Raw genomic sequence first — 14,806 nt, 5'->3', positions numbered from 1 at the left:
ATTCGAAGACCGTTCGAATGGGCAGCTCGACGCCGGCCAGGGCACGGACACGCGCGATCAGCCGCATCGCCGACAACGAGTGGCCGCCGAGATCCAGGAACGAGTCGTCGGCTCCGATGTTCTCGACGCCGAGGATCTCGGTGAACAGCGAGGCGAGCAGGGTCTCGGCAGCGCCGCGAGGTGGCCGGAATTCCCCGCGCTCGGCAAACAGCGGGGCGGGCAGGGCCGCGCGATCGAGTTTGCCGTTGACCGTGAGGGGCAGCCGATCGAGGGGCATGACCGTCGTGGGGATCATGTAGTCGGGCAATTGGTCGGTCAGGTCGCCGCGGATCAGTGTTGTCAGAACGGTGGGGCTCGCCCAGCGAGGATGCGCGGTGAGGATGTCGACGGGTTGAGGCTCGGCTTGGTCACGGAGCGTGCGCGTGGCGTAGAGGATGTGCAGACCGGTGCCGGTGACATGCGGATTCGTACGAGTAGCGGTATGGAATCCGCGCTGCTGCAACAGATCCCGGATCACGGCCAGCCGGTTGTCGATGTCGTGGACCTCGGCCGCGATCTGCTCGATCCGCGACCAATGCTCATCCCGAATCCCCTGCAGCGCTTCGAGTTCGCCACCCTCGACATCGAGCTTGAGCAACCCGATCCGGTCCAGACCGTGCTCGTCGATGATGTCGGACACCGTCCGGATACGCACCTGCACCTCGACCGACTTCAGACGATCATCGAGCAACTCGTCCAAAGCGTCCTGGCCCACTTCGGCGGCCCGCGACCGGAATTCGTTGTGCAGGAACGAATCCAGCAGCTCCCGCTGGTCCTCGGTAGCCCTGCCTCGAGCCGACAGGATCGACATATCCGGGTAGTAGGTGAACACATCGGCACCCGCCTCGGCACCGATCGCCGCCTCGATCAACGTCGCATCCAGGCCGTGCAAATCCGAATTCGCCCGATACATCCGTTGCAGATCCGGGATCGGCTCCACCGCATAGATCTCCACCTGCGGCGACAACGTCTTCGCATACACCGAGAACATGCCCACATGGGCACCGATATCGAGAACACACCCCTCGGACGGAACGATCACACCGTCATGGCAGTACTCGGCCCGCTCGAACACCTCCTGGAACAGAAACTCGATATTGGACCGGTTACGACCCACCACCGGCATACCATTCGGCAGCTCATGGAGTTCGCTGCCGTCGATCTGTCCTGCGGCCTGTAGGCGCAGGTAGGCGTCGGCCACTGGCGCACCGATCGGATCGGGCACCACATAGGCCACCAACTGCGGATCGCTCGCCTGGTCAGCGAGGCCGGGGGCCGGCCGAGCCACTACCGCGGCCCCACCCACCTGCGCATGACCTGCCAGAACGGTTTCGATCTCGCCGGGTTCGACGCGGTAGCCGCGGATCTTCACCTGGTCGTCGACGCGCCCGGCGTATTCGAGCACACCGGCGCCGGTCCAGCGGACGAGGTCGCCGGAGCGGTACAACCGCTCCCCTGCACCGCCGAACGGGTCGGCCACGAAGCGGGCCGCGGTCAGCCCGGCCCGGCCGCGGTAGCCACGTGCCAGGCTCTCGCCACCGAAGTAGAGTTCGCCTGTCACGCCGGGAGGTACGGGGCGCAGCCACGGATCGAGAACGTAAGCACGCACATTGCCCAGCGGTTTGCCGATCGGGCTGCTCTGCGCTTCCCGCGCGACGCGGTCGGAGAGCACGAGTTCGGTGGTGTGCACGGTATTTTCGGTGATCCCGTACATGTTCACCAGCTCCGGGCCACCCGACCGGCCGAACACCGGATCCCAGTGGCCCAGTCGCGCCGGATCGAGTGCCTCGCCACCGAAAATGACCAGCCTGAGCCCGGATCGGTCCGGCCGCGGCGCAGTGGCGGCCTCGGTGAGCGCGTAGAACGCGCTCGGCGTCTGGTTCAACACCGTCACCCCGTGCGACCGAATCACTTCCCACAGGTCATCCGGCGACCGCACCACATCCCACGCCACCACCACAACACGCCCACCCGACAACAGCGGACCCCACAACTCCCACACCGAGAAATCGAACGCATGCGAATGCACCCACGCCCACACATCATCGGAACCGAACCCATAACGATCCGCAGTGACCGAGAACAGATTCACCGCGTTGCCATGCGTCACCGCAACACCTTTGGGACGACCCGTCGACCCCGAGGTGTAGATGACATACGCCAGATTGCCCCCACGCAACGGCCCACGACGCTCGACATCCGACACATTCGCCACATCGCCCGACCCGATAGAGTCACCGATGAGCTCGTCGAGTGACAGAACTGTCCGATTTCCAGTGTTGGGCAACAGCTTCCGCTGACCGCCGGTAGTGAGGACAGCCGCCGGGTCGGCATCGGCAAGAACGTACTCGACACGATCAGCCGGATGCGCGGTATCGATCGGCAGATACGCACCACCGGACTTCAGCACCGTGAGTAGTGCCACGATCAGTTCCCAGGACCGTTCCACCGCGACCGCCACGACAGTGTCGGGTCCGACCCCGTGAGCGATCAGCTCGTGCGCCAAATGGTTTGCCGCAGAGTTCAACTGCCGGTAGGTATAGGCGCCGTCGGTGCCCACGACTGCGATGGCATCGGGTGTGAGTGCGGCGCGGCGTTCGAACACCCTCGGCAGGGTGGCGGTGGCGTCGATGCCGACGGTGGTGCCGCTCCACTCGGTCAGCACCCGGGACTTCTCGCTCGCGCCGAGCAGCTCCGCATCGACCAGCCGGCTGTCGGGGTGCGCGGAGATTCGGCCGAGAGTGTCCAGCAGCCGGTCGAGAATCCCGGCCACCTGATCGGCCTCGAACAGGTCGCTTCGGTAGATCGCGCGCAGCTGCAGAGTGTGGTGCGGATCGAGGTGGGTCAGGAGACCGAAGGGGTAGTGGGCGGCATCGGCGACGTCGATGCCGGTGATGGTGAGGCCGTCCAGCAGGTTGGCATGCGTGGTCAGGCCGTCGGTGTCGACGGGATAGGACTCGAACGCCATGATGGTGTCGAACAACGCCGAAGTGCCCGTGGCGGTTTGGATGTCGGCGAGTCCGGTGTGGTGGTGATCGAGCAGCGCGGTCTGCTGATTCTGGAACTCGATGAGCGCGGACTCGATGGTGCGATCCGGCGTGAATCGCACCCGCACCGGAAGGGTGTTGATCAGCAGGCCGATCATCGATTCCACGCCGGGCAGCTGCGGTGGCCGACCGGACACGGTGGTCGCGAAGACGACGTCATCGCGGCCGGTCAGGGCGGACAGCACCAGTCCCCAGCCGAACTGCAGCACCGTGTTGACCGTGATACCCAGGCGCGCAGCCAGATCGGTGAGGGCGCGGGTGCGCTCGGTATCGAGGACGATGCGATATTCAGCGGGCAGACCCGTGGCCGCAGCGGCGGGACGTGCGGGTGCGAGGAAGGTGGGTTCGCTGACCCCCGCCAGCGCCTCCCGCCACACCGCCAGACCGGCGTCGTGATCGGTACGCGCCAGCCACGCCAGGTAATCCCGGAACGGAACGGGCCGGCCCAGCAGGGCCGGATCACCACCGGTGGCATAGAGCGCCACCAGTTCCCGCATCAGCAGCGGCAACGACCAGCCATCGAGCAGAATGTGATGCGCCGTCACCACCACGACGAAACCCGCACCGCCGTCACCCCGGATGAGCGTGAACCGGATCGCCGGCGGCCGAGCCAGATCGAACGGTGTCGAGCGATCCTCATCGCGAACACCTCGCACGGCCGCCGTGGCATCGTCGGCCCCCGCCAGGTCGACCTCACGCCATGCGGGCGGCGCGGTGGCGGGAATCACCTGGGCCACAGCGCCATTGGAGTCGGCGACGAAGGCGGCACGGAGATTCGGGTGTCTGCTCAGGACAGCGGTCGCCGCGGCCCGCCAACGGGCGGCATCGAGATGGCCGGCAAATCCGAGTTCGACCTGGGTGGTGTAGACATCCAGGTCGCGGTCAGCCAGCAGCGCATGAAAGTACAGTCCCGACTGCAGCGGCGCCAGCGGCAGCACATCGGCCAGTGACCCGTAATTCCGTTCCCAGACTTCGATATCCGGTTGGATCGCGGGGAACAGTGCGAAGTCCGACGGGGTCGCTCCGCCGGAGGTATCGCTGCCGAGATGGGCAGCGATCGCGGTGACCGCGTCGGTCCACAGTTCGGACAGCTCGACAACCTCGGCACGGGTCAGCAGTGTGGTGGGGAATCCGAAGTCTGCCGAGAGCACGCCGCCGATCACGATCGTGTTGATCTCGAGGACGGCCGTCAGCGGCAGATCCGCATCGGGTTCCTCGCGCAGACCGGTCAGGTCCGCCGCCGGGATCCAGCCGGTGGCCGGAATCGACTGTTCGGCACCGGAATTCGCCCCGAGCAGAGCCTGTGTCACCTGTCCGAGGTAGTTGAAGCTAACCTGCGGCGCTATGGCCGGAACCTCCGGTGCTGCACTGTCCGGGGTGGCGTGGCGGAGAATTCCGTAGCCGATACCGCGGTCGGGTACGGCGCGCAGTTGCTCCTTGACCGCCTTGAGCGCGGGGCCGAGGCACGAAACATCAGAAGGATCGATTCCGGTCAGGTCCAGGCGCAGCGGGTACAGGCTCGTGAACCAGCCGACCGTGCGCGCGAGATCGGCGGTACGTGCGGAACCGGTGACGTCGGTGACGACATGCTCTTCCCGGCCGTGCCCCTCGAGATCGACCAGCAGCGAGGAGGTTTCGATATCCCGACGTGCGCGCCAGCCACGGACCGCGATGGTGAGTGCGGTCAGCAGGGCGTCCTCGATGCCGGCGTTGTAGCGCTCCGGAAGTCTCTCGACGAGGGTCGTCGTGACATGTTCGGGAAGGGTGACGACCACTCGGTCGGCAGTCGATCGCCGGTCGAGGGCCGGGTCCAGGGCGCGGGACCCCAGCAGCGGGTCGGGACCGTCGGCCTGGCGCGCCCAGAACTCGAGCTCACCCTCGCGTACCCGCGACCGCCCCAGCTCGGTCAGCGCATGCGCCCACCGCCGCATCGAGGTACCCACCGGCGACAACACAGGGGTCCGTCCGGCAGCGACAGCAGTCCACGCCGCCATCAGATCAGGAACCAGGATGCGCCACGACACCCCGTCCACGACCAGATGATGCAGCACCAGGATCAACCGGCCCGCCCGCTCAGGACCCCCGTCGAGCCAGGCGACCGCGACCATGACACCCTCTGCCGGGCGCAGACGCCCCACCGCACGATCCAATGCTTCGGTCGCGACCTCCCGCCACCGATCCGAACCCACAGCGGGATCAACGGTCACATGCTCGATCAGGTCCGCGACATCCACCGTTCCCGGCTCGGCGGTCGTCAAAGACCAACCGTCCCTCGAGTTTCCGTGCAGGCGCGCACGCAGCATGTCGTGGTGACCGATCACCGCAATCAAGGTCGCGACCAGCCCGGCATGGTCGATCCCGGCCGGAAGTTCCAGCACCATATGCTGATTGACCCGGTCGATACTCTCGCCCTGCTCGAGCAGCCACCGCACGATCGGAGTCGGTGGCAGGTCCCCGACACCGCCGCCGGGCAACTCCGTGAGGACGGCGACGGGTGTATCGGTGTCGGCGTGGGCGGCCAGTGCGGCCGGAGTCTTGTGCTCGAACACATCACGCACAGAGAAGACGAGTCCCTGTGTCCGAGCACGGGACACGAGCTGGATGGCGATAATGCTGTCACCACCGAGATCGAAGAACGAGTCCTCGGCCCCGACCTGTTGCACACCGAGGACTTCGGTGAACACCGATGTCAGCACGGTTTCCGCGACGCCGGCGGGTTCACGGAACTCTCCGCGGCCGGCGAAAACGGGCGCGGGTAGAGCGGCACGGTCAAGTTTGCCGTTCACGGTCAACGGCAATCGATCCAGCACCACTACCGATGCAGGAACCATGTAGTCGGGCAGATGCTCGGCGAGATCGTCGCGCACCAGCGCGGCCAGCGCCGTGGGACTCGCCCAGCGCACGTGCCGGGCCAGCACATCGACCGGCTCACTGGCGTCGCTGCGATCGAGGGTGCGGGTCGCGTAGAGGATGTGCAGACCGGTGCCGGTGACATGCGGATTCGTACGAGTAGCGGTATGGAATCCGCGCTGCTGCAACAGATCCCGGATCACGGCCAGCCGGTTGTCGATGTCGTGGACCTCGGCCGCGATCTGCTCGATCCGCGACCAATGCTCATCCCGAATCCCCTGCAGCGCTTCGAGTTCGCCACCCTCGACATCGAGCTTGAGCAACCCGATCCGGTCCAGACCGTGCTCGTCGATGATGTCGGACACCGTCCGGATACGCACCTGCACCTCGACCGACTTCAGACGATCATCGAGCAACTCGTCCAAAGCGTCCTGGCCCACTTCGGCGGCCCGCGACCGGAATTCGTTGTGCAGGAACGAATCCAGCAGCTCCCGCTGGTCCTCGGTAGCCCTGCCTCGAGCCGACAGGATCGACATATCCGGGTAGTAGGTGAACACATCGGCACCCGCCTCGGCACCGATCGCCGCCTCGATCAACGTCGCATCCAGGCCGTGCAAATCCGAATTCGCCCGATACATCCGTTGCAGATCCGGGATCGGCTCCACCGCATAGATCTCCACCTGCGGCGACAACGTCTTCGCATACACCGAGAACATGCCCACATGGGCACCGATATCGAGAACACACCCCTCGGACGGAACGATCACACCGTCATGGCAGTACTCGGCCCGCTCGAACACCTCCTGGAACAGAAACTCGATATTGGACCGGTTACGACCCACCACCGGCATACCATTCGGCAGCTCATGGAGTTCGCTGCCGTCGATCTGTCCTGCGGCCTGTAGGCGCGAATAGGCCTGTGCAACGGGTGCAGTCGACAGGTCGGGCACCACGTACCCCACCAACCCGACCTGATGGTGTGTGGTGACGGCGGCCTGCGCGATCGCGGGATGCTCGGCCAGAACAGTCTCGACCTCACCAGGCTCGACACGGTACCCACGGATCTGCACCTGATCATCAGCACGACCCACATACTCGAGCACACCGCCGGCACTCCAACGCACCACATCGCCGGATCGATACAGCCGCTCCACCGCACCACCGAACGGATCAGCAATGAACCGGCTCGCGGTCAACCCCGACCGGCCCCGGTACCCACGCGCCAAACCCGCACCGCCGAAATACAATTCACCATTCACACCAGGCGGCACCGGGCGCAGCCATCGGTCCAGGACATACACCCGCACATTACCCAACGGCACGCCGATAGGACTGGAGTGAGCAGCTCTCGTGTCGGCGGTAAGGGTGAATTCGGTGGTGTGCACGGTATTTTCGGTGATCCCGTACATGTTCACCAGCAGCGGCGCACGCCCCGAGCCCTCGGCCCAGGCTCCCAATCGTGCCGGGTCCAGGGCTTCGCCTCCGAAAATGACCAGCCGGAGCCCGGATTCGTCGGGACGCGGCGCTCCCGGCACTTCAGTGAGCGCGTAGAACGCGCTGGGGGTCTGGTTGAGCACTGTCACGCCGGTGTCGCGCAGGGTCTGCCACAGGTCTTCGGGTGAGCGCACCACATCCCACGCCACCACCACAACACGCCCACCCGACAACAGCGGACCCCACAACTCCCACACCGAGAAATCGAACGCATGCGAATGCACCCACGCCCACACATCATCGGAACCGAACCCATAACGATCCGCAGTGACCGAGAACAGATTCACCGCGTTGCCATGCGTCACCGCAACACCTTTGGGACGACCCGTCGACCCCGAGGTGTAGATGACATACGCCAGATTGCCCCCACGCAACGGCCCACGACGCTCGACATCCGACACATTCGCCACATCGCCCGACCCGATAGAGTCACCGATGAGCTCGTCGAGTGACAGAACTGTCCGATTTCCAGTGTTGGGCAACAGCTTCCGCTGACCGCCGGTAGTGAGGACAGCCGCCGGGTCGGCATCGGCAAGAACGTACTCGACACGATCAGCCGGATGCGCGGTATCGATCGGCAGATACGCACCACCGGCCTTCGACACCGCCAGTAAGGCGACGATCAACTCATAGGACCGTTCCACCGCCACCGCGACCACACTGTCCGGACCCACACCCGCCACGATCAACTCCCGCGCCACCAGGTTTGCCGCACAGTTCAACTGGCGGTAGGTGTACGCACCGCCTTCTGCCGTTACCGCAATGGACTCCGGTGCCGCAGCGACCCGGGCTTCGAACAGGGCGGGCAGCGTCGCGATGGTGTCGACGTCGATGCCGGCGCCGTTCCACTCGGCCAGCACGCGGGTGTGCTCGGCGTGGTCAAGAATCTCGACTTCGGACAGCCGGAGTCCGGAGTTCATCGACACCTGGTCGAGCACTCGCAAGAACCTGTCGGCGAGCCGTTCGACGGTCGCGCGGTCGTACAGGTCGGTGGCGTATTCGATGGAGGCTTGAAATCCGTCGTCCGCCTGGCCGGCATCGATGATGCTGAACAGCAGGTCGTAGCGGGAGGTTCCGGTCGGCGCCGGCACCGGCTCGACGGTCAGGCCCGGCAGCAGCCTTGTGAGCAGTGCGGCATCGGGCAGTGGATTGTTCTGGAAAGCCAAGGCCACCTGGAACAACGGATGATGTCCCGGGGATCGCACGGGGTTGAGCAATTCCACGAGGCGCTCGAACGGTGCGTCCTGGTGGGTATAGGCGTCCAGTGCGCGTTCACGAACCCGGGTGAGCAGGTCGCCGAAGACGGGATTGCCGCCGGTGTCTACGCGGAGCACCCAGGTATTGACGAAGAATCCGACCAGATCGCTCAACGCGTCATCGGCACGCCCGGCGATGGGGGCACCGATGGCCAAGTCCTCGCCCGCGCCGAGGCGGGTCAGCAGGACGGCGAGCGCGGCCTGGACGACCATCGCCGGCGTCGCACCCTGTTCCCGTGCCAGGGTCTCGAGGCGGCGGCGGACTTCCGCGGGCACGACGAAGTGGTGCAGGTCGCCCCGGTAGGACGCCACCGGTGGACGGGGCCGGTCTGCAGGCAGCTCGATCACTTCGGGCAGTCCGGCCAGGGTCCGGCGCCAGTAGTCGAATTGTGTTGCGATCAAGGACTGTTCGTCATCGGGATCACCGAGCAACTCACGCTGCCACAGCGTGTAATCGGCGTACTGCACCGGCAGCGGCGTCCACTCGGGTACGCTCCCACGCCGCCGCGCCTCATAGGCGGTCAGCAGATCCCGCGCGAGAGCGGGCATCGACGCACCATCGGTGGCGATGTGATGAACGACAACCACCACCACGCATTCGGTGGCCGCTGTGCGCAGAATGCCTGCGCGGATGGGGATTTCGGTGGCGAGGTCGAACCGGTACCCGGCCAGATCCGCCAGCACCGCCTCGGAGAACGGCGCCGTGAGGACGGGCACCGCCGCGGCACCGAGTTCGGGCTCCAGGATCTGCTGGGCGCCCACGCCGTCGGCGTCGATGATCACCGTGCGCAGTGATTCGTGCCGGGTCACCACGTCCTGCAGTGCCTTCGCAAGCGCGGTTTCGTCGACCTCACCGGTCAACCGGACCGCCATGGGCAGGTTGTAGGTCGACGAGGGACCTTCCAACCGGTGCAGGAACCACAATCGGGTCTGCGTGTAGGACAGCGGGATCACCGCCGGCCGCGGATACGCCGTCATAGCCGTTCGGACCGTGCCGCTTTCACCGAGACGCGCGGCCAACCCCACCACCGTCGGAGCCTCGAATACGGTCCTGATCGGCAATTCGGCACCCGCCAGGGTCCGCACGCGCGCGATCAGCCGCATCGCCGACAGCGAATGCCCACCCAGCTCGAAGAACGAGTCATCGGCGCCGACCTGCTCGACATCGAGCAGCTCGGAGAACACCGATGCGAGCAGAATTTCCGTGCTTCCGGACGGTTCCCGGAACGGGAGACTGCCGGTGAACTCCGGTGCGGGCAGGGCGGCTCGGTCGAGTTTGCCGTTGGCCGTCAAGGGAAGTCGGTCCAGGACCACGATGGCGGCCGGGATCATGAACTCGGGCAGCGTATGTCCCAGGTATTCCCGCAACGCCCGCGATCGGTCCGTCTCCGTGCCGGAGCCGGCGCCCGGCACGATGTAGGCGATCAACTGCGGCCCGCCGTTGCCGTCCCGCGCGATCACGGCTGCCGCCTCCACCTCGAGGTGCTGCAGCAGAATGGCTTGGATCTCACCGGGTTCGATCCGGAAGCCGCGAATCTTCACCTGATCATCGGCGCGCCCCACGTACTCCAGGACCCCGGACGTGGTCCAGCGGACCATGTCACCGGACCGGTACAACCGCTGTCCCGGCGTGGTCCCGCAAGGGTCGGCCACGAAGCGCGCGGCGGTGAGGCCGCTGCGATCGCGGTAGCCGCGCGCCAGGGCGACACCGCCGATGTAGAGTTCGCCGACGACTCCGGGTGCCACCGGACGCAGCCACCTGTCGAGGACGTAGACGCGCACATTCGAGATCGGCACCCCAATCGGCACCGATGCGCTACCGCTGGAAGCGAATTCGTGGAACGTGACATCGACGGCGGCCTCGGTGGGGCCGTAGAGATTGTGCACCCGCGCAGTGGTCGAGTCCCGCAACCGTTTCGCGGATCGGGACGACAGCGCTTCGCCGGACGCGAAGACATTGCGGAGTGACACACATTCGGAGATCGGCGCCTCGACGAATTCGTCCAGCATCGACGGGACGAAATGGAGCGTGGTCACCGATTCGCGCACGATCAGGTCGGCGAGGTAGGCCGGGTCACGATGTCCCCCGGGTGCGGCCAGCACCAGCCGCGCACCGGTCAGCAAGGGCCAGAAGAACTCCCAGACCGACACATCGAAGGTGTTCGGGGTCTTCTGGAGTACCGCGTCCTCCGCACCGAGCCCGTAGGCCTGCTGCATCCACAGCAGGCGATTCACGATCGCGCGGTGGGTGACGGCGACCGGCTTCGGCCGGCCGGTGGAGCCCGAGGTGTAGAGGACGTAGGCCAGATGGTCCGGACGCAGGGGGGATCGCCGCTCGGTGTCGGGGAGGTCGGGCGCATCCGTCAATTCGGTGGCGCCGATCAGCAGAACGGCACGGCCCGCCTTGTCGGGCAGCAGGTTTCGCTGATCGGCGGTGGTGACGACCGCGACCGGATCGGCGTCGTCGAGGAGGTAGCGCACCCGCTCGGCTGGATGGCTGGTGTCGATCGGCAGGTATGCCCCACCGGCTTTCGACACCGCCAGCAGGGCGATGACCAGTTCGTAGGAACGCTCGACCGCGACCGCGACCACGGTGTCCGGGCCGACGCCGGCCTCGATCAGTGTTCGAGCGAACGCGTTTGCCGCACTGTTCAATTGGCCGTAGCTGTATGCGCTGCGTGTGGTGACACCGATCGGTTCCAGCGAATCGGCGCCGATGACCGCGGTCGCATCCGGTGTGCCGGCGGCCTGCTGCTCGAACAGCCTGGGCAGGGTCGCGGTGTCGTCGATCGCGGTGGTGGTGTCGTTCCACGCGGTCAGCATCCGAGCCTTCTCGGCCCGGTCGAGGATCTCGATATCGGCGATCCGCAGACGGGGGTCGGTGGTCGCCTGGTCGAGGATGGCCAGGAATCGGGTGGCGAGCTGTTCGATGGTGGCTGTGTCGAACAGGCTGGTGGCGTACTCGATGGACGCCTGGAACCCGTCGCGTGCGCGGCCGTTGTCGACGATGTCGAACAGTAGGTCGTATCGGGCCGTCCCGGTCCGCACCGATACCGGTGTCACCGCCAATTCCGGAAGCTGAGCCGTCAGCAATGTGGTGTCGGGCAGGGGATTGTTCTGAAATGCCAACGCCACCTGGAACAACGGATGATGTGCGGGTGAGCGCCGGGGATTGAGCAGTTCCACCAGCCGTTCGAACGGTGCGTCCTGATGGGTGTAGGCGTCCAGCGCTCGCTCCCGGACCTGGGCGAGCAACTCACCGAATTCCGGGTTGCCACTGGTGTTCACGCGCAGCACCCAGGTGTTGACGAAGAATCCCACCAGGTCGGTGAGAGCCTGGTCGGCGCGGCCCGCGATCGGCGCGCCCATGGCGAAATCGTCGCCGGCACCGAGCCGGGTGAGCAGGACCGCGAGCGCTGTCTGCATGACCATCGCCGGCGTCGCACCTCGTTCCCGGGCGAGCGCCTCGACGCGGTGGCACGTCGACGCGGGAATGGTGAACCTGTGCAGCCCACCCTCATGGGAGGCGACCGGTGGGCGGGGCCGATCCGTCGGCAGTTCGATCACCTCGGGCAGTCCGTGCAGGGTCCGGCGCCAGTAGTCGAATTGTTTTGCGATCAACGACTGTTCATTATCCGGATCGCCGAGCAGCTCACGCTGCCACAACGTGTAATCGGCATACTGCACCGGCAGTGGCATCCACTCCGGCGCACTGCCCCGCTGCCGTGCCTCATAGGCGGTCAGCAGATCCCGTGCCAGCGCCGGCATCGACGCACCATCGGCGGCGATGTGATGCACCACCAGCACGACCACTCGCTCCTGAGGTCCGACGCGCAGGATGCCGGCGTGGACGGGGATCCGAGTGGAGAGATCGAAACGGTATCCGGCCAGCCTCGCCAGGACGCCCGGCGAGAACGGCGCCACCACCACCGGCACCCGCGCCCGGTCATCGTCGACGGCGAGGATGTGCTGTACCCCAACGCCTTCGGTGTCGACGAAGATCGTGCGCAGAGTTTCGTGGCGGGTCACCACATCGGCGATCGCGGTCTCGAGCGCGGCGTCGTCGACCTCACCGATCAGGCGCACCGCCATCGGCAGGTTGTAGGTCGGCGACGGCCCCTCCAGGCGGTGCAGGAACCACAGCCGGGCCTGCGCGTAGGACAGGGGTATGACGGTGGGCCGGGTTCGGCGGGTCACCGTCGCCCGCGCGCGGGTGCCTTCACCGAGTCGAGCGGCCAGGCCGACGACCGTCGGTGACTCGAACACCGTTCGGATGGGAAGTTCGATCCCGGCCCGCGCCCGCACGCGGGCGATCACCCGCATTGCCGACAGGGAGTGCCCGCCCAGATCGAAGAACGAATCATCGGCTCCGACCCGGTCGACGCCGAGGACTTCACCGAATACCGACGCCAGCAGCGTCTCCGCGGTTCCGGTGGGCTCCCGGAATGCGGCGGCGGTGAAGGCCGGCGCCGGTAGCGCCCGGCGGTCGAGTTTGCCGTTGCTGGTCAGCGGTAGCCGGTCGAGCAGCATGATCGCTGCGGGGACCATGAACTCGGGTAGCAGTCCACCGGCGAATTCTCGCAATCCGCGGGACAGTTCCACGTCGGCGTCGGCGGCCGGAACGACGTAGGCGATCAGCTGCCGGACCCCGGCCTGGCCGGAGACCTCCCTGGCGACCACGGCACACTGCCGCACTCCCGGGTGCCGCAGCAGAACGTTCTCGATTTCGCCGGGTTCGATGCGGTAACCGCGGATCTTCACTTGATCATCGGCTCGGCCTACGTACTCCAGCACGCCGGAATCGTTCCAGCGCACCACATCTCCGGACCGGTACAGTCGCTCCCCCGGCGCCCCGTGCGGATCGGCGACGAAACGTTCCGCCGTCAGACCCGCCCGGCCGCGGTAGCCGCGCACCACACCGGCACCGCCGATATACAGCTCACCGGTCACACCGGGCGGGGCGGGACGCAACCAGGAGTCGAGCACGTAGACGCGAATATTTTTCAGCGGCACGCCGATCGGCACCGACGCCCCGCCGCCACCGTCGGCCGCTACCCCGTCGACGGTATGGGTGGCGGTGAAGACGGTGGCTTCGGTGGGCCCGTAGGCGTTGAGAATCCGCGCCCGCGGCAGCGTGCGGCGAATCCGGTCGACCACCGTGTGGGTCAGCGCTTCACCGGCCAGGACCACCGTCTGCGCGGCGTCGAGATCGGACGCGAGACCTTCGGCGGCGAGCACCTCCCCGAAGGCCGAGGGAACTCCGCTGACCACTGTGGCGTCGGCGTAGGGGTGCTCGGTCAGGGCCAGGAGGTCGCGGGCGATCTCGACGCTGCCGCCGCGGCACAGCGGGCCGAACAGCTCCCACACCGACACATCGAAGGACACCGACGTGGATGCCAGAATCCGGTCCTCACCGTCGACGGCCCACGGCTGTGTCAGCAGGTTGACCACGTTGCGATGGGTCACCGCAGCACCTTTGGGCCTGCCGGTGGACCCGGAGGTGTAGATGACATAGGCCAGGTTGTCCGCACGCAAGGGCGCACGCCGGTCGGCGTCGTCCACATCCGTGCCGTTCATCGCCCGGGCCGAATCGCTGGCGAGGACGCCATCTAGCATCAGCAAGCTTCGAGCACCGATGTCGGGCAACAGGTTTCGATGCCCGGCCGTGGTGACGACAGCGATCGGGTCGGCGTCGTCGAGCAGGTATTCCAACCGTTCGGGCGGATAGGTGGTGTCGATCGGCAGGTACGCACCGCCGGCCTTGAGCACCGCCAGCAGCGCGACCACGAGAAGCCGGGAGCGTTCCACCGCGACCGCGACGACGGTGTCCGGCTCGACTCCGGCCGTGATCAGTTCGCGCGCGAAATGGCTTGCGGCGGAGTTCAACTCGCGATAGGTGAGCTGGCCATCGGCATCGACGACAGCGACGGCGCCGGGAGTCGCGGCAGCCTGCTGCTCCAGTACCTCCGGCAGGATCGCGGTGGCCTCGGCAGCAGCCGTCGTGGTGGGGCCGGTCGCGCCGGCCAGCAGTTCCCCGACGCTCAACTCGGTACTACCGAATTCGACGAATCCCACATTCACCCGCGGGTTGGCGTTCCGCCGGGTCTTCTTGTCGGTCAT

Annotated in this window: 1 protein-coding gene (running past one end of the window); it reads right to left on the bottom strand. The window is 66.5% G+C overall.

Annotation, left to right across the window (positions count from 1 at the left end; translation table 11 throughout):
• On the bottom strand, positions 1-14,806 hold the 5' portion of the coding sequence (locus D892_RS0120310; protein ID WP_024803009.1) for a non-ribosomal peptide synthase/polyketide synthase. 15,242 nt of this gene lie to the left of the window's left edge; only the first 14,806 of its 30,048 coding nucleotides appear in the window; it begins with the start codon at positions 14,804-14,806; its stop codon lies off the left edge, out of view.

The sequence above is a fragment of the Nocardia sp. BMG51109 genome (genome assembly GCF_000526215.1).
In the GTDB taxonomy this organism is placed as follows: Bacteria; Actinomycetota; Actinomycetes; order Mycobacteriales; family Mycobacteriaceae; genus Nocardia.
This window is presented reverse-complemented; position numbering and strand designations above follow the sequence as displayed.